General features: G+C 66.4%; 15 protein-coding genes and 1 pseudogene. 11 read left to right on the top strand and 5 right to left on the bottom strand.

Going from position 1 to position 17,351, the window contains the following annotated elements:
* Window positions 1-191, top strand: a pseudogene (locus VSO01S_RS26715) (transketolase family protein); the annotation flags it as partial.
* Window positions 192-335: 144 nt separating this feature from the next.
* Here VSO01S_RS26715 and VSO01S_RS13000 read toward each other — a convergent pair.
* Window positions 336-956 (bottom strand): tyrosine-type recombinase/integrase, encoded by a 621-nt coding sequence (locus VSO01S_RS13000; protein ID WP_068643008.1) that lies wholly within the window; start codon window positions 954-956, stop codon window positions 336-338.
* 255 nt (window positions 957-1,211) lie between these two features.
* The gene (locus VSO01S_RS12995) at window positions 1,212-2,498 is read right to left on the bottom strand and encodes a LysR family transcriptional regulator (RefSeq protein WP_068643006.1); all 1,287 of its coding nucleotides are present in this window, start codon (window positions 2,496-2,498) and stop codon (window positions 1,212-1,214) included.
* Window positions 2,499-2,651: 153 nt separating this feature from the next.
* Between VSO01S_RS12995 and VSO01S_RS12990 the strand changes: the two genes are divergently transcribed.
* Genes VSO01S_RS12990 through VSO01S_RS12950 form a run of 9 tightly spaced genes read left to right on the top strand, consistent with a single transcriptional unit; the run spans window position 2,652 to window position 11,204 of the window.
* A complete protein-coding gene (locus VSO01S_RS12990) occupies window positions 2,652-3,680 on the top strand; it encodes an amidohydrolase family protein (protein ID WP_068643004.1) in 1,029 nt (342 codons plus the stop codon).
* Window position 3,681: 1 nt separating this feature from the next.
* On the top strand, window positions 3,682-4,377 hold the full coding sequence (gene ligK, locus VSO01S_RS12985) for a 4-carboxy-4-hydroxy-2-oxoadipate aldolase/oxaloacetate decarboxylase (protein ID WP_068643002.1): 696 nt from the start codon (window positions 3,682-3,684) through the stop codon (window positions 4,375-4,377).
* A 36-nt stretch (window positions 4,378-4,413) separates the two neighbouring features.
* Window positions 4,414-5,394 (top strand): Bug family tripartite tricarboxylate transporter substrate binding protein, encoded by a 981-nt coding sequence (locus tag VSO01S_RS12980; RefSeq protein ID WP_068643000.1) that lies wholly within the window; start codon window positions 4,414-4,416, stop codon window positions 5,392-5,394.
* Between the two features lie 15 nt (window positions 5,395-5,409).
* Window positions 5,410-6,711: a gallate dioxygenase gene (locus tag VSO01S_RS12975; protein ID WP_068642997.1), complete on the top strand. Its 1,302-nt coding sequence runs from the start codon at window positions 5,410-5,412 to the stop codon at window positions 6,709-6,711.
* 32 nt (window positions 6,712-6,743) lie between these two features.
* Window positions 6,744-7,724: a tripartite tricarboxylate transporter substrate binding protein gene (locus tag VSO01S_RS12970; protein ID WP_068642995.1), complete on the top strand. Its 981-nt coding sequence runs from the start codon at window positions 6,744-6,746 to the stop codon at window positions 7,722-7,724.
* 11 nt (window positions 7,725-7,735) lie between these two features.
* Complete coding sequence (locus VSO01S_RS12965) at window positions 7,736-8,734, top strand: Bug family tripartite tricarboxylate transporter substrate binding protein (RefSeq protein WP_068642993.1); 999 nt, start codon at window positions 7,736-7,738, stop codon at window positions 8,732-8,734.
* A 37-nt stretch (window positions 8,735-8,771) separates the two neighbouring features.
* Entirely contained in the window at window positions 8,772-9,620 is an 849-nt protein-coding gene (locus VSO01S_RS12960) for a metal-dependent hydrolase (RefSeq protein ID WP_068642992.1), read from the top strand.
* A gap of 10 nt (window positions 9,621-9,630) precedes the next feature.
* The gene (locus tag VSO01S_RS12955; protein WP_068642990.1) at window positions 9,631-10,518 is read left to right on the top strand and encodes a DUF1932 domain-containing protein; all 888 of its coding nucleotides are present in this window, start codon (window positions 9,631-9,633) and stop codon (window positions 10,516-10,518) included.
* Window positions 10,515-11,204, top strand: a complete 690-nt coding sequence (locus tag VSO01S_RS12950) for a substrate-binding domain-containing protein (protein WP_174544729.1) — start codon at window positions 10,515-10,517, stop codon at window positions 11,202-11,204. The genes VSO01S_RS12955 and VSO01S_RS12950 overlap by 4 nt, the downstream gene beginning before the upstream one ends.
* A gap of 251 nt (window positions 11,205-11,455) precedes the next feature.
* Here the strand turns inward: VSO01S_RS12950 and VSO01S_RS12945 are convergent, their stop codons facing one another.
* The gene (locus VSO01S_RS12945; RefSeq protein WP_153305255.1) at window positions 11,456-12,421 is read right to left on the bottom strand and encodes a hypothetical protein; all 966 of its coding nucleotides are present in this window, start codon (window positions 12,419-12,421) and stop codon (window positions 11,456-11,458) included.
* The gene (locus VSO01S_RS12940; RefSeq protein ID WP_068642988.1) at window positions 12,418-13,110 is read right to left on the bottom strand and encodes a response regulator; all 693 of its coding nucleotides are present in this window, start codon (window positions 13,108-13,110) and stop codon (window positions 12,418-12,420) included. Before VSO01S_RS12940 ends, VSO01S_RS12945 begins: the two co-directional genes overlap by 4 nt.
* A gap of 107 nt (window positions 13,111-13,217) precedes the next feature.
* Here VSO01S_RS12940 and VSO01S_RS12935 point away from each other — a divergent pair, with 107 nt between their 5' ends.
* Window positions 13,218-14,879 (top strand): histidine kinase, encoded by a 1,662-nt coding sequence (locus tag VSO01S_RS12935; RefSeq protein WP_153305254.1) that lies wholly within the window; start codon window positions 13,218-13,220, stop codon window positions 14,877-14,879.
* Window positions 14,880-14,913: 34 nt separating this feature from the next.
* On the opposite strand, the gene VSO01S_RS28235 is transcribed toward VSO01S_RS12935, so the two are convergent.
* The gene (locus tag VSO01S_RS28235) at window positions 14,914-17,325 is read right to left on the bottom strand and encodes a DUF1254 domain-containing protein (protein ID WP_068642984.1); all 2,412 of its coding nucleotides are present in this window, start codon (window positions 17,323-17,325) and stop codon (window positions 14,914-14,916) included.
* Window positions 17,326-17,351: the final 26 nt, after the last annotated feature.

Here is a 17,351-nt window from a genome sequence, read left to right as displayed (position 1 = left end):
ACTCAGTGGTCGGAGGACTGGGAGAAGCGGTGGCCAGCGCGCTGCTGCGCCACAAGGTACAGCCTGCAGGCTTCCAGCTTGCCGGCCTGCCGGATGCGTTCCTCGACGCTGGTGCGCTGCCCACATTGCACGATCGGTACGGCATCAGTCGCGAGGCGCTGGGCTCGCGCATCAAGGGCTGGCTCGACTGAGCGGGCCGGCGGCGACGCACCGGCCGCGCTTCCAACAGCGCGGCCCACCCGGTCCGACTCGCAGCCAAAGTCGTTCTGCAAGTTTGAGCGGCCGGTAAGCACCCGCAAGCGGCGCTTCGTACGCCGCCTGCCCGTCAGAATGCCTCAGACGTCGATCTGCTCTGCAATTTCCAGGGCGTCATCTACCTCAATACCCAGGTACCTGACGGTGCTTTCCAACTTGCTGTGGCCCAGCAGGATCTGGACCGCCCGCAGGTTCTTCGTCTTCTTGTAGATGAGCGACGCCTTGGAACGCCGCATAGAGTGAGTCCCGTACTCGACTGTGTCCAGTCCAATGTCCTCCACCCACCCATGAACGATCCTGGCGTACTGACGTGTGCCGAGATGGGCCGCCCCCGTGACCCGGCTTGGGAAGAGGAAATCGTCGGAGCGCAGATGCCTGCGCTGAATCCAGGCTTCGACGCTTTCACGAGTCGTCTGCGTGATCTCGAACTGCACCGGACGCTGCGTCTTGCTCTGCGTGACCATGGCACGACTTGAGACCCGGTCGCCATGGCAGATGTCCCGGACTCGCAGACCGACCAGGTCGCATCCTCGCAGCTTGCTGTCGAAGCCCAGATTGAACAGCGCCAGGTCTCGAACACGCTTGCTCATTTGCAGGTGAGTCCGAATGGCCCAGATCTCCTTGGCTTTCAATGGCGCCTTCTGTCCAACCAGCTTTCCCTTGTTCCACGGGCAATGGTTTGAAGTGACATGCGCTTCCATGATGCGCTCCTTCCTTGACGGACGGCGTTGGCCATCCCTCCGTCATGGCCGCGGCCACCCACGGCTGCACGCTGGAGCCTTCAACCACTTCAATCGTAAATGCCGGGAGCGAACGTCTGTGCGGCCTGGCAGCGAAAGCCGTCTCTAGCCACAGTAGGTATGAATGCCTGCAACCTACCGCAAAGCAGCCACTTGGAGGAACGGCCGACGAGACAGGCATGAACCGAATGCCACATCGGCAACAAACACGCCGTCTCAACCGTTGCGCGGGTCGAGCGCCTGGAAGTCCGGCGATACCTGCACCACCTGCCCGATCTGCGCCATCAGTGCTCGCGCCCCAGGTGAGGCGAACGCGCCCTGCCGCAGAGTGAGGCCGATCCGCCGGCGCGTGGCATCGAGCGGAAAGTCCAGCACCACCAGGCTGCCGTCCCGGATCTCGTAGCGCAGCTGGTGCGGCGAGATGGCGGTAAGCATGTCGCTCTCCAGCAGCAGGCCGCGCAGCACGGCCAGGTCGCCGGTCTCCACGGCCGGCACCAGCGGCGCCTGTCGGGCCTGTGCGAAGAAGCGCTCCAGCAGTTCGCGCGCCGGCGCGCCCTTGCGCGACAGGGCCCACGCCGACTGGCGCAGCGCATCCAAGTCGATGCGGCGGCCCGCCCGCGCGAGCGGATGGCCGGCGCGGGCGATGACGGCGATGCGATCCTCGAACAGGGGCTGCTGCTGCAGGTCAGGGACATCCTGCGGAACGCGCAGGGCGCCGAGGATGAAGTCGATGTCGCCACTGCGCAACATTGCGGCCAGCGCCTCGTACGGGCTTTCCACCGTCGCCACGTGCAGGCCGGGATGCTGCGCCAGCAGCCGGGCGATGGCCATGGGCAGGATCTGCGTGCGGCCCAGCGGCAGCGCGCCCACCATCACGCTGCCCTGCAGGCGCCCCTCGCTGGCGGCGATGTCGGGGCCGATGTGGCGCAGCTCCGCCAGCACGCGCTTGAAGTGGAACGCCACGATCTCGCCGGTCGGCGTGGGCGAGAGCCCGCGGGCCTTGCGCTCGAACAGCGGCACGCCCAGGCCCTGCTCCAGGTCCTTCAACGCGCCGCTGATCGCCGGCTGGCTGATGCCGAACTCCTGCGCCACCGCGGGCATGCTGCGCTTGTCGGCGAGGCTGGCGATGACGGCGAGCCGCCGGCCGTTGAGGATGGCGCCGAAGAGCGAGCGCACGTCGGCCGAGGCGCCCACACCACGCGCGGCGAGTTGCGCGCGCGCGTCCTCGAACTCCCGCTCGATGCGCTGCGCGCGCACCAGCACCAGCTCGCCGTAGGCATTGAGCGCCATGCCGCGCGCGCGCCGCTCGAACAGCGGTCGGCACAGTGCCGTCTCCAGTTCCGAGATGGCGCGGGTCACGCCCGAGGCCACGCGGTACAGCGCCTCGGCGGCACCGGCCACGCTGCCTGCCGCGGCCACCGCGCTGAAGGCGCGCAGGTGCCGCAGGTTGATGCCCAGGGCACCGGCTTCGATAACTTTGTCTTGGCGCTGATGGGCATTCATGGCCGGCGTGTTCTCTCTTGTCCGCCCCACGGCGGCGACGGGTCCATGACCGTATCAGATCAGAAAGTTTGAGGTCAGAACAAGTCGAATTCACCCCAGGTCGGACCGACCCCGGTCAGACTCGCCGAGGAGACAACTCCCCAGGGACCGACCTTGATCATCGACTGCCACGGTCACTACACCACCGCGCCCAAGGCGCTCGAAACTTGGCGCGACCGCCAGATCGCGAGCCTGGGCAATCCCGCCGAGACCCCCTCCCCTTCTTCGCTCAGGATCAGCGACGACGAGCTGCGCGAATCCATCGAGACCAACCAGCTGGCCAAGATGCGCGAGCGCGGCAGCGACCTCACCATCTTCTCGCCGCGCGCCAGCTTCATGGCGCACCACATCGGCCACTTCGAGACCAGCAGCGCCTGGGCGGCCATCTGCAACGAGCTGTGCCACCGCGTGGCGCAACTGTTCCCGGACAACTTCGCGGGCGCGGCCATGCTGCCGCAGTCGCCCGGCGTCGATCCGCGCACCTGCATCCCGGAGCTGGAGCGCTGCGTGAACGAATACGGCTTCGTCGGCATCAACCTCAACCCCGATCCTTCCGGCGGCCACTGGACCTCGCCGCCGCTGTCGGACCGGCACTGGTACCCCATCTACGAAAAGATGGTGGAGCTGGACATCCCGGCCATGGTCCACGTGAGCACGAGCTGCAACGCCTGCTTCCACACCACGGGCGCGCACTACCTGAACGCGGACACCACGGCCTTCATGCAGTGCCTCACGTCCGACATGTTCAAGGACTTCCCGACGCTGCGCTTCGTGATCCCGCACGGCGGCGGCGCGGTGCCCTTCCACTGGGGGCGCTTCCGCGGCCTGGCGCAGGAGATGAAGAAGCCGCTGCTCAAGGACCACCTGCTGAACAACATCTTCTTCGACACCTGCGTCTACCACCAGCCAGGCATCGACCTGCTGACCGGCGTGATCCCGGTAGACAACATCCTGTTCGCCAGCGAAATGATCGGCGCCGTGCGCGGCATCGACCCGGAGACGGGCTTTCACTACGACGACACGCGCCGCTACATCGACGCCACGCCCCGGCTCACCGACGCCCACCGCAAGAAGGTGTACGAGGACAACGCGCGGCGCGTCTACCCGCGCCTGGACCAGCAACTCAAGGCAAAGGGACTCTGACATGGCCAACGCATTCCAGGAACTGGGCGTGGTGTATCGCAACGTCGCGCGCGCCGACGCGGGGGCGGTCGAGAAGCTCGCGCGATTTAGCGTATCCACGGTGCACGAGGCCATGGGGCGACTGGGCCTCATGCAGCCGTACATCCGCCCCATCTACCCGCAGGCGCGATTCGCGGGCACGGCGGTCACGGTGCTGCTGCAGCCGGGCGACAACTGGATGATGCACGTGGCCGCCGAGCAGATCCAACCCGGCGACGTGGTGGTGGCCGCCTGCACCACCGAGAACGCCGACGGCTTCTTCGGCGACTTGCTGGCCACGTCGTTCAAGGCGCGTGGCTGTGCAGGCCTGGTGATCGATGGCGGCGTGCGCGACGTGCGCGACCTCACGGAGATGGACTTTCCGGTGTTCAGCCGCGCCATCCATGCCAAGGGCACGATCAAGGCGACGCTGGGCTCGGTGAACGTGCCGGTGGTCTGCGCCGGCGCCCTGGTGAACCCTGGCGACGTGATCTTGGCCGACATCGACGGCGTGGTGGTGGTGCCCGCCGCACGCGCACAGCAGGTGGCTGACGCGGCCCAGGCGCGCGAGGCCAACGAAGGTGCCAAGCGCCAGCGCTTCGCAGCAGGCGAGTTGGGCCTGGACATGTACGGCATGCGCGAGCCGCTGGCAAAGGCAGGCTTGCGCTACATCGACTGAAGCCCCCGCACGAGACATCACACGAGACAAGACACCATGAACAAGCGAAGCCTTCTCGCCGCCGCAGTGGCGGCCACCTTCCTCGCAGCCGCAGCCGCACCCGCCGCCGCGCAGGACTTCCCCACCAAGCCGGTGCGCATCGTCACGCCCTTCCCCGTGGGCAGCGGCCCCGATGGCGTGGTGCGCCTGCTGGCCGACAAGCTCAGCCGCGCCTGGAGCCAGCCGGTGACGGTGGAGAACCGCCCGGGCGGCAACGGCTTCATCGCCATCGACGCCTTCAAGCGCGGCGCCAAGGACGGCTACGACCTGATCCAGCTCGACAACGTGCACCTGGTGGCCTACCCCTACCTGTTCAAGAAGCTGCCCTACGACCCGGTGAAGGACTTCGAGCAGATCGATCCGCTGTTCCGCAATTACTTCTTCGTATCGGTCTCCAACGAGAGCAAGTACAAGACCGTGGGCCAGATCATTGCCGACGCCAAGGCCAACCCGGGCAAGCTGAACTACGGCTCGTGGTCCATCGGCAACCCGGTGCACCTGGGCTCGGCCCTGCTGGAGAGCATGACCGGCACGAAGATGGAGCACATCGTCTACAAGGAGACGACACAGCTGTACTCCGGCGTGGCGACCAACGAGCTCTCCTTCGCGCTGGGCTCCATCGGCAGCACCCAGGCCATGCAGCGCTCGGGCAAGCTGCGCTACATCGCGGTGGCGGGCCCGAGGCGCAACGCTGCCTTCCCCGACGTGCCCACCGTGGCCGAGTCCGGCGGCCCGGCCGGCTACGAGGTGATCGGCTGGACCACGCTCGCCGCGCCGCCCGGCCTGCCCAAGGCCGTGACCGACAAGATCCGCCGCGACGTGGAGAAGGCCCTGGCCGACAACGACTTCAAGGCCAAGTTCGAAGCCTTCGGCTACGAGCCCTTCCCCACCACGCCGGAGAAGTTCGACCAGTTCATGCAGTCCGAAGCCAGGCGCATGTCGGACGTGATCAAGTCCGCCAAGGTCTCGCTGGATTGAGCGGGGAGAAGAATCATGGCTCTCATCATCGGCGCCATCGCCTGCTCGCACACGCCCACCATCGGCTTCGCCTTCGACAAGAAGAAGCAGGAAGACCCGGTGTGGAAGCCCATCTTCGAATCCTTCGCGCCGGTGCGCGGCTGGCTTCAGGAGAAGAAGCCGGACGTGCTCTTCGTGATCTACAACGACCACGTCAGCGCGTTCTTCTTCGACCACTACAGCGCCTTCGCACTGGGCGTGGGTGACAGGCATCCGGTGGCGGACGAAGGCGGCGGCGTACGCGACTTGCCCGCCCTGGCCGGCCATCCGCAGCTGGCGCAGCACATCGGCCGCTCGCTGGTGGCCGACGAGTTCGACATGTCCTTCTTCCAGGACAAGGCACTGGACCACGGGGTGTACTCGCCCATGTCCATGCTCTGCCCGCACGAGCCCGCGTGGCCGGTGCCCGTCATCCCGCTGCAGGTGGGCGTGCTGCAGTCGCCGGTGCCGTCGGCGCGCCGCTGCTATCGCCTGGGGCAGGCGCTGCGCCGTGCGATCGAGAGCTATCCGGAAGACCTGAAAGTGGCCATCGTCGCCACCGGCGGGTTGTCGCACCAGGTGCACGGCGAGCGTGCGGGCTTCAACAACACGGCGTGGGACGCGCAGTTCCTGCAGCTCATCGAGAACGACCCGGTGCGCATCACGGAGATGACGCAGGCCGAGCTGGCCACGCTGGGCGGCTTCGAAGGCGCCGAGGTGATCATGTGGCTGGTGATGCGCGGCGCGCTGTCGTCCAACATCCGCAAGACCCACGAGAGCTACTACCTGCCCTCGATGACCGGCATCGCCACCGCCATCTATGAGAACCTGGCCAGCGAGCCCATTGCCGGCGAGGTCGAGCGGCACCGCCGCCACATGGACGAGCAGGTGGCCGGCGTCGAGCAGCTGGCCGGCACCTACCCCTTCACGCTGGAGACCAGCGTGCGCGCCTACCGCCTGAACAAGTTCCTGCACGACATGGTGCTGCCCGCGCATCGCGAGCGCTTCCTGGCGGACGCGGAGGCGCTGTTCGTGGAAGCGGGGCTGAGCCAGGCCGAGCGCGACATGGTGCGCAACCGCGACTGGCGCGCGCTCATCCAGTACGGCGTGATCTTCTTCATGCTGGAGAAGCTCGGCGCCGTGGTGGGCGTGTCGAACCTGCACATCTACGCCGCCATGCGGGGGCAGACGCTGGAGGAATTCCAGAAGACCCGCAACGCGCCGGGCGCGCTGTACTCGGTGGCCGGCAAGGACGCCGCGCCCCAGGCCTGGGATGCGAAGGCACCCGCGGCCCGCTGAAAACGCTGTTCGAGAACACAAGGAGACACGACATGACATCGCTTGCGCGCAAGCTGGCCGCCGCCTGCCTCGGCGCGGGACTGCTGGCTGCCACCCTCGCCGCCTCGGCCGCCGATGCCTGGCCTTCCAAGCCCATCCGCCTCGTCGTGGGCTACAGCGCCGGCGGCGCGGTCGACCTGATCGCCCGCTCGGTGGGCCAGCAACTCGCCACGCAGCTGGGCCAGCCCGTGATCGTCGACAACAAGCCGGGCGCCGGCACCAACATCGCGGTGAAGTCGGTCATCGCCAGCCCGCCCGACGGCTACACGCTGATGCTGTCGGCCAATGCGCTGGCGGTGAACCCCTCGCTCTTCAAGCCCGCGCCCTTCGACCTGGCCAAGGACATCACGCCGGTGGCGCTGGTGGGCCGCGTGCCGGTGGTGTTCGCCACGCGCGAGGACGGCGAGCTCAAGTCGCTGGCCCAGCTGGTCAGTGCTGCGAAGGCCAAGCCCAACAGCATCAGCCTGGGCACGCCGGGCAACGGCTCGACGCCGCACCTGGCGATGGAGCTGTTCGCGCACACGGCCGGCATCCAGCTGCGGCACGTGCCCTACAAGGGCGGCTCGCAGGCGCTCACCGACACCATCGGCGGCCACACCGAGATCGTGGCGGTCAATGCGCTGGAAGCCGCGCCGCTCGCCAAGGCCGGCAAGCTGCGCGTGCTGGCGGTGATGAGCCCCGAGCGCAGCAGCGTGCTGCCCAACGTGCCCACCGTGGCCGAGTCGGGCTACCCCGGCTTCGAAGCCAGCGTCTGGTACGGCTTCATCGGCCCCGCGGGCCTGCCGCAGCCCATCGTCGCGAAGCTGCACGACGCGGTGCAGAAGGCCATCGGGGCGCGCGAGGTGCGGGAGCAGCTGGCCGCCGCAGGCGGCATCCCGCTGCCTGGACCCACCGCGCAGTTCGATCGGCTGATCCAGAGCGAGGCGGCGCGCTATGGCCAGCTGATCCGCGAAGCCGGCATCCAGCCCGACTGAGACCCCATCGCATGACATCGCATTTCGTGAACCGCCGCCAGGCACTTATCGCAACGGCCGCAGGCGTACTCGCGCTGGGCGGCCGCAGTGCTTTTGCGCAGAACTATCCCGCCAGGGCGGTGCACCTGGTGGTTCCCTTCACGCCCGGCGGTTCGAGCGACGTGCTGGGCCGCGCGATCGCGCTGGAGCTGGGCCGGGCCTTCAACCAACCGGTGGTGGTCGACAACGTCCCCGGCGCCGGCGGCTCGGTCGGCGCCGAGAAGGTCGCGCGCTCGCCGGCCGATGGCTACACGCTGCTGATGGGCCACACCGGCACGCTGGCGGTGAACCCTGCGCTCTATCCCAAGCTGGGCTACAAGCCCACGACCAGCTTCACGCCGGTGGCCTGGGTGGCGCGCGTGCCCAACGTGCTGGTGGTGCACGAGTCGGTGCCGGCGAAGAACCTGGCCGAGTTGCTGGCGCTCGCCAAGGCCAAGCCTGGGCAACTGGCCTACGGCTCGGGCGGCAACGGCAGCGCGGCGCACGTGACCATGGAGTACCTCAAGCTGCAGACGGGCACATCGTTCCTGCACGTGCCCTATCGCGGCACCGCGCCCTCGGTGACCGACCTGCTCGCGGGCCAGGTACAGGTGCTCTTCACCGGCGCACCGGCGCTGCTGCCGCACATCCAGGCCGGCAAGATCCGCGCGCTGGCCGTCTCCAGTCCGAAGCGCATCGCGCTGCTGCCCGACGTGCCCACGGTGGCGGAAAGCGGCCTGCCGGGCACGAAGGACTTCGAGGCCGACCAGTGGTACGGCATCGTCGCCCCCGCCGGCACGCCGGCGGAGATCGTCAACGCGCTCAACCAGCAGATCAACAAGTCGCTGAACTCGCAGGAGGTGAAGTCGCGCCTGGCCGCCGAAGGTGCCGAAGCCACGCCAGCCACGCCGCAGGCCTTCGGGCAGCTCATCGCCAAGGAAATTCCGCGCTGGGAGCGCGTGGTGAAGGCCGCGCGCATCAGCGTCGACTGATTCCATTCCAACCACCCCAACGAAGGAAAGAAGAAGAATGAAGAGACAAGCCGTTCGACTGCTGGGCGCCCTCACCTGTGTCGTGGCGCTGCTCCAGGGCTGCGCGCAGCCGACGCCGCCCGCTGCGGCCACGCCGCAAGCGAAGACCGAGGTGCTGTGGCTGGGCCAGTCGGCCTTCCGCATCACGACGCCGGGCGGCAAGGTCATCGTGACCGACCCGTGGCTGCGCCAGAACCCGCTCACGCCGGCGCAGTACAAGAACCTGGAAGCGCTGGGCAAGGTCGACCTGCTGCTGGTCACGCACGGCCATGCCGACCACTTCGCCGACGCGCCCGACCTGGCCCGCATCAACAACGTGCCCATGTACGCGCCCGGCGACATGAACCAGACCGTGGGCCTGCTGGGCATCCTGCCGGCCAACCTCGTTCCCCGCTTCAACAAGAGCGGCACCATCACCCCGGTGCCGGGCATCAAGGTGACGGCGGTGCGCGCCGAGCACTCCTCGGTCATCGCGTGGAAGAACCCCGCGAGCGGCAAGGACGAGGCGCACCCCGGCGGCGAGCCGGTGGGCTACATCATCGAGCTGGAGAACGGCTTCAGGATCTACCACATGGGCGACACGGGCCTGTTCCCGGACATGAAGTTCATCGCCGACTACTACAAGCCCGACCTGGTGTTGATGCCCATTGGCGGCCACTTCACCATGGACCCGAAGGATGCGGCGTATGCAACGCGCGAGTGGATGCGCCCACGCTTCGTGATTCCGATGCACTATGGCGCCAACCCGCTGGGCAAGGGCACGCCGGCCGAGTTCGTACAGGCGCTGGGCAGCGCTGGCGGCACGCAGGTGCTGGCCCTCAAGCCGGGCGAGAAGGCGAGCTTCTGAAGGAGACACCATGGGCATCACCCTGGGCCTGATCGGGTATGGCGAGGTCGGCGGCATCTTCGGCCGGGGCCTCCTGGGCAAGGAAGGCATCGATGCCGTCTGGGCCTGGGACCTGCGCTTCGCCGACCACGCGGCCGCACGCACCGCGGCCGAGGCCGATGGAATCCGCGTGGCTAGCGGCATGGCGGCCTTGTGCGCAAAGGTCGATCTCGTCATCTCGGCAGTGACCGCCGCCAACACGCTCGAAGTGGCACAGGAGTCGGCGCCGCATGTGCGCACTGGCACCCGCTTCCTCGACCTGAACTCCGCCTCTCCGGGAACCAAGCAGGCCGCAGCCGCCGCGCTGGAGGCCGCCGGCGCCCAGTACGTCGAGGCAGGCGTGATGACCTCCGTGCCACCCTACGGCATCCGCGTGCCGATGCTGTTGGGAGGAGCGCAGGCCTCGTCGCTGGCCAAGACCCTGGGCGCCTGGGGCATGGATGCGCGCGCGGTGAGCGACAGGCTGGGCGTGGCCTCGGCCATCAAGATGAGCCGCAGCATCATGATCAAGGGGCTCGAAGCGCTGGTGATCGAGGCCTACACCAACGCCCGCCGCTACGGCGTGGAGGCGCATGTGCTGCCCACGCTCAAGGAGACCTTCCCGCAGATCGACTGGGAGCGCCAGGGCGCCTACTTCTTCAGCCGCGTGGTGCAGCACGGCAAGCGCCGCGCCGAGGAAATGCGCGAGGCCGCGCGCACCGTGCAGGAAGGCGGCTTCGAGCCGACCCTGACCGATGCGATCGCCCGCAAGCAGGACTGGGTCGCGCGGCAGGCGCGCGCCGGCCTGTTCGACGGCCTCGACGGCAGCAGCCCGTGGGAGGCCTACGCCGACCGCCTGATCGGAGGGCAAGACCCATGACCAACGGGATCCACGGCATCTGTTCCATGGCCACGCGCGGCCTGCTGGCCGAACTCGGGGCCGAGTACGCGCAGCGCACCGGCGTTCCAGTGCGCATCGAGGCAGTGGGCGGCGTCGACGCGCTGCGCCGCGTGATGGCGGACGAGGCCTTCGACCTGGTCTTCCTGGCCGCAGATGCGCTCGACAAGCTGGCGGAAGCCGGCAAGGTGGATGCGGCACGCCAGGTGGCGCTGGTGAACTCGGGCGTGGCCGCAGCAGTGCCCGCCGGTGCGCCGCGACCCGACATCTCCAGCGAAGCCGCGCTGCGCGAGGCCGTGCTGGCCGCGCGGCGCATCGCCTACTCCACCGGGCCCAGCGGTGTCGCGCTGCTTGAGATGTTCCGCGCATGGGGCATCGGCGAACAACTGCGCAACCGCCTGCTGCAGGCCCCGCCCGGCGTGCCGGTGGGCAGCCTGCTGGCGCGCGGCGAAGCGACGCTGGGCTTCCAGCAGCTAAGCGAGCTGATCGCGCTGCCGGGCATCGAGCTGCTGGGGACGCTGCCCGAGCCAGTTGGGATCAACACGGTCTTCAGCGGCGCGCCCTGCACTGCCGGCACGCAACCCGATGCCGCCCGAGCCCTGCTGCACTACCTCGTCTCGCCCAGCTGCGACGAGGCCAAGCGGCGGCACGGTATGGCGCGTTCCTAAGCCGCGTAGGGCGGGCGCCGCTCGTCGGCCCGCCCCGATGCGCGCGTTCACGTCCGCGTTAAAGGTCGCGGATGCACGGCGACCCGCCTTGGGAGGGATACGCGCCTACCGGAAGCGTTGCCACGCAGGTTCGCAGCGAGAGCCGACATAGTGCATCTCCGTCCGCGAATGCCGCTTCACACCCAGGAGCCGACATTGCCAATGCACCAGCCAGCGGCGCTCGAGGAGCCGCGCTTCGCTTCTCTCGAGGCCTAAAAACTCGCCGCAAGCCCCAACGACACGCCCGACACGTTGTTCCCGAACATGTAGCGCAACACTGCGCGTAGCCGCGTCACGTAGAGTGGGCTGCTCTTGCTCGTGTCCAACTCCAGCCCCGTACCGAGGGAGCTCAAGTAGTCAAAGCCGAGGATGCCCGATTGACTCCCCAGATAGCGGGAGTGCGAAAACTCCAGCACGTAGCGCAAGGGCCGGTCGAGCATGTAGGCTCCGGTGGGCGCCCTGTAGCGCGCCCAGATGTTCGCCGTGCGTGCCGATGCGTTGCCGCTCACAGCCTCAAACGTGTTGCCGAAGGTCTGAAGGCGGATGTCGGTGTAGCGCAGCTCGACATCGATCGAGTAGCTCTCCCGCACGTGCTCCCAGTCCAGCATCACCGCGCCCCCGAGCCCGTAGGCGTTCATCGACCCGCCGTCGAGAAATTCAATGTTCCGGTCCAGTGCGCGCCCGAGCAAATACTGGGCGACTTTCAGGTCACTCGCCACCTTCCCGAGCGAGACGTCAACGATCGGACGGAAGACCAGCTCCGAGGTGATCGGAAAGTCCCAGCCCACACCAATCGTGCCTGTGACGGTGTTCCACCGAGCCGGCAACTGGCGAGACTCGCCCCCTTCGCTGGCAACAAAGGTCGGATCATAGCGGCTATAAGCCACCGCGCCCTCCAGGTACAGCGGCACGCTCTTGCTGAGCGTGAAGCCGCCGCCCAGCTGGGCCATCTGCACTGAGGGATTTTCAGTAGACGCGTCCTTGATCGACAGGTTGCTGGACGCCAGGTCAGGAACAACAGAGTAGGCCATCAACGACATGACGGCATCTGCGCGCTGCTTTAGCCGTGTCCTCCCGAGGTCGAGAAGGACCTGCGCGACGGCACTTGTGCAAGTCAATCCGCTTGCGAACATCAAAGCCAGACCAAGCAATCGATTCTTCAGCCTCCTTCTTCTCATGGTTCAATCATCTTGTTTCGAATGGCATAGCGAACCAGCGCTGCAGTTGAGTTGATGCCGAGCTTGGCCATCGCGGAGGCGCGATGCGCGTCCACGGTCTTGGTGCTGATGTGCAGGAGTTCCCCGACAGCACGGTTGGTATTGCCTTCAGCGATCAGCTGAACGATCTCCTTTTCGCGTGGGCTCAAGGGATCCGCGGGCTCGCTTGCCGCGTTCGACGGGGCAAGGTAGTGGGACAGCAACGCCTCGTTGACCTGGCCGGTGAAGAAGGGCTTGCCCTGGGCCAGCGCGTCCAGCGCCGCGAAAAGCAGCTTTTCGCTGTCTGCCTTGACCAGAAAACCGCGGGCGCCCGCGGCCAGCACCTCGCGAATCACCGATTCGCTCTCATGCATGGTGAAGACCAGCACTTGTGCCTTGGGCGCCTGCGCGCGAATCCTGCGCGTGAGCTGGGCCCCGTTCATCAGCGGAATGCTGTAGTCCACGATGGCGATGTCCGGCTGCTCGACATGGGCCTGGCGCAGCGCTTCCAGGCCGTCGGCGGCTTCCGCTACCACCTGCCAACCGGGCCGACTTTCGATAAACCCACGAAGACCGCGCCGCACGACGTCGTGATCGTCCGCAATCAGAACGCGCCGAACATCGGGGCCGTGGCTGTCATGGACTTTGGTTGCACTTGATGGGACAGCCATGCCGATCCTCACTCCTCGAAATGGCATTTCAGTATAGTTTTGGGGTCATGCGGGACCGTGCGCGGCGCCGCGCTTCCAATCCAGCTCCTGCATAACCGAGCGCCAAGTTGCAGACAACTTCCAGCGATCTTCCCAATGGGCGGCAGCGCCCCGCCGAAGGACTCAAGCCCCGACTGCGACGTCGTCTGGCCCTCTTGATTGCCTGCTCGCTCGCCTTTGTCTTCGCACTCTCCGCGGCATATGTCATCGCGAACGTGCTTCGAGCCCGCAGCGATGAGATCGAACGACTGCGCGCGGCATCCAGCTTGCTGTCGCAGGCGCTGGACCGCGAAGTGGCGCGCTCGCATGCCTTGCTCATCGGCCTGGAGCATTCGCCTGCCTTGCAAGCGCACGACATCCGCGCATTCCAGCAGCAGATGGCCTCGACAAAGGTTCCCGACGGCGCTTGGCTGACCCTCAGCGATCGGGAGAAGCTCGTCGCGCACTCGCTGCGACCGTTTGGCTCGCCTCTGCCCACGCTGGCAGATTTCAAGCCGCAGCCTGCCTTTTTCGAACGGATCGACCAGTTGGATGTCAGCCTGACCGGCCGCGTTCTCGGCGTGACGCTTGATAAGACGGCCGTCGCTGTCAACATGAAAGTGCGCGATGCGGATGGCAGTTGGACCTACTTCCTGACGACCGTGCTCTCGGACCAGCGATTTGCCAGCATCCTCAAGGATCAGCGCATGCCGGCCAAGGTTACGGCCGGAATCTACGATCACAACCTCCATGGCGTGGTTGCCATGCGCGGCAAGGAGGTCTTCATTGCGCCGGTCATGGCGCCGGCCGCGTTGTCTGCTTTGCGTGCCGAGTCTGCAGCAGCCGGGCTGATCAGTGCCGCCGATGCCGAAGGGCATCGCAGCCTGCTTGCCTATGCGCGCTCCGATGCCACCCAGTGGGTGTCGATGGTTGCAACCAGGCAAGACGACCTCGATGCCCCTGTGCACCGTGCCCTGAAGATGCTGGCGCTGGCCGGGGTACTGGTGGGCCTTGCAGGTTTCGCCGCGTGGCGCTATCTGCGGCGGGAGATCGAACCACCCATCGATCAGCTCGAAAGGAACATCGCTACCGCCGACGCCGCCGTCAAACATCTCACGGGACGCCTGCTGCAGGCGCAGGAGGACGAGCACCAGCGAATTGCACGGGAGTTGCATGACTCCACGGCGCAGCACCTGGTGGGCGCGATGCTGGGCGTCGTACATCTCGAACGCACCCTGCGCACCGACGACTCGACCCGATCCGTGCTCAAGGACGTCAAGACGACTGTCGAGTCGGCGCTGAACGAACTTCGCACCTTCACCCTCCTCCTGCACCCGCGCGACCTCGGCGAAAGCGGCCTCGCGCATGCGCTGACGGATTTCGTGCAAGGCTTCCTGCGACGCGCCGGGTTGCGCGGCACGGTGTCGGTGGACGAAGCGGCGGATTCGCTGCCCTTCGAGTTGCAGCGTTCGCTGCTTCGCATCGCGCAGGCGGCCTTGGCCAATGTGTACCGGCACGCCAAGGCGACGCAGGTGCGAGTCAGCCTTGAAATCAATGCCCAACACATTGTGCTGAGCGTTGACGACGATGGCCCCGGCGGTGGTCGCCAGTCCGGCAGCGATCAAGGGCACGGCGTGGGCATCCCGAGCATGCAGGGTCGGCTGATCCCCTTTGGCGGCGAACTCAAGCTCGAAATCACGGCCAGCGGCACTTCGGTTCGGGCCATCGTGCCGCGGCCAGTCGCTGGCTGACTCGTCTTTGCCGGCCATCGTGTAGTCCGGCTCTCTATTGAAGGGGTTGGGCCGCAGGAAACTTCCATTGCCCATTCAGGATTTGGCCCTTGGGCCTGTAGAGGCGGACCATGTAGTTCCAACCCGGCACGGTGGGCAGGCAATTGGCGACCTTGCCGTCGCAGCCGCCGAACTGAACGGTGACGGAACCATCCTCTGCCTTTTTCGCGGTGATGTTGTTCAAGGTGTAGGCGTTGAGCCGATTCTTCTCGTAGTAGCCGTCGGCGTTGTAGACACTGATCGACCAGAATCCGTCGACCGGCACTTCGCGAGCAGCAAGCCTGTAGATCGTCTTGCCGTCGTTGCGCGCCGGCACGATGTTGAGGTAGACGGCATCCTTGTCCGGGTTGCCGCCCCAGCCGGAGGCGGCACCCAGCAAGAAGCGAACCGGGTCAACCTCCTCCTTGGTGCCGAACATGCGGTTCTTGTCGGGCAGCGTATCGGACAGCAGTACCAGTGAATCGCGGACCTTCTTCTGGCTGACGGCGTCCCAGTTCGGAATGTCAAACTGCCCGGCGGACTTCTGCTCGACCTTGATAGCGTCCTGCATAGCATGCACCTTGGCCAGGTCTTGCGCATCGCCCGGGTCAGCCAGGAGCCGGATCGCTGCCAGGAAGTAGCGTGTGCCCATGCTGGCGCGATCGAAGGTGTACGCACCAGCCTTGTATTGAACGCCGTGCGTGTATTGGTCCTGGTCGATGACCTGCATGGACATGAAGCGCTGGCCGGCTTCAGGCAGCGTGATGGTCACGGGCCCGGCATCAAGGTCGAACACGCCCGCCGAATAGAGCGTGTCGCGGTTCAACCGAACGACATTCTGCTTATCCACCGGCGCGACATTGCGATTGTGGTCGAACTTGCCGAAGCCGCCGTTCTTCACGATGCCGCCGAAGTACATGTCCGTCTCGGCGCGGGCAAAGTTCTCCACGGTCACCGGCACCTTGCTGCCCGCCGGCAGCACGACGGCGTCCTGAGCCACCACGCGCTCCAGCGCGGGCTGCTTCCAGCGCCCGTCCAGTGCCTGCGGCTTGGGCCAGTACAGGCGCATGGCTGTCCAGAAAGGGCCCTTGGGCGCGGGCAGCCAGTTGGCCTCCTTTTCCTTGCCGGGGGACTCGTGCTGCAAATACAGCGTGATGCCACCGTCGGTGTCGCGCTTCAGGCCGGGCAACATCGCAGAGTTGATCAGGTAGCGATTGAGCGGGTTTTCGACCAGCAGGCTCTCGGGCAGGCCGTACATCGTCAACGACCAGAAGGAATGGACAGGCGGCAGCGCATTCGGCGCAAATCGCAGCACATAGCGATTGCGGGCGCCGTCGAGTTGCTGCCCATTCGAATCGACGAAGTAGGCCGGATACAAGGCCTCCTCCTTCGAATTGCCGTAGATGCCGAATGCCGCCGAGCTCATGCGCGCCAGGTAGTCGTTTTTCAAGAACTTGCGCGTGCCGAAGCCATCAGCCGAAGATCGCCGGCCGGTATCGACCTGGTCCTTCTTGAAGGTCGCCAGCGCCTGCCATGCATCGGTCATGCCCTGTTGCACGGCCTCGTGTTGCTGTGGCGTCAGACTGTCGGGCTCGAAGGGCTTGCCCGGCACGATGCCCAGGCGCGCAAACTTCGCGCGCAGCGCCGTCTCGCTCGGATGGGCCGGTGCGAATTGCAGGAGGAAGTTCAGCTCGTCAAAGAAACGCAGCGAACTGCGCTGTTCCTGTGCGGATAGTGGCTTGAAGTAATCCACCACGGGCACCGCTGCGGGTGCGGGCTTGCCCAGGAAGGCGGACAGAGGCTGCACGCTGTAGCCGGCTTGGATCTTCTTGACGTTGTCGATGTCCGCAGGGCCCTTGAGCTGGGTACGGTACAGCACGAAGGCCAGGTCTGTCTCCGAGCGGATGACTTGCTTGATGCCAGCGGGCGCCTTGCCCTTCCAGCCGGGGCCAGCCAGCAGGTACCTGCCTGCCTCCGTTCCCGTGGCACGGCTGCCGACATAGGCAAAGTTGAAGGTATAGAGGTCGATGAACTGCAGCGAGTAGTAGCGGTCTTTCGGCACCGCCGGCACCGAGATGACCAGTGGCTCGGCTCTCAGGTCTGCCCCGAGTTGCGAATACGGTGTATCGGAGTTGGGCGTCTGGATGGCTTTGTCCTGCGGCGTGTAGACCCGCTCGACGTTGTGCAGCGTGTTCCATGGCGCCTTGAACTCAGGGCCGGTGCGGTCCACGAAATATGAGTGCATGACACGGTAGTTGTCCACCAGCGGGAAGCCATAGATCGTCGCTTCCTTGGCGATGGCGCGTGCCTCGGCCGGCGTGACCTGCTGCCGAACGTCGGCAGCGCCGACAGTGCCCGTCCAAAGGGTCTGCAGCGCCGTCAAGCTGGCAACCAGGAAGATTCGGAGAAAGCCCAAAGGAAGGGTCATGTTGAGAAGACTTTCGGGTTCAAAGG

Origin of the sequence: Variovorax soli NBRC 106424, assembly GCF_001591385.1 — a bacterium.
Classification (GTDB): domain Bacteria; phylum Pseudomonadota; class Gammaproteobacteria; order Burkholderiales; family Burkholderiaceae_C; genus Variovorax; species Variovorax soli.
This window is presented reverse-complemented; position numbering and strand designations above follow the sequence as displayed.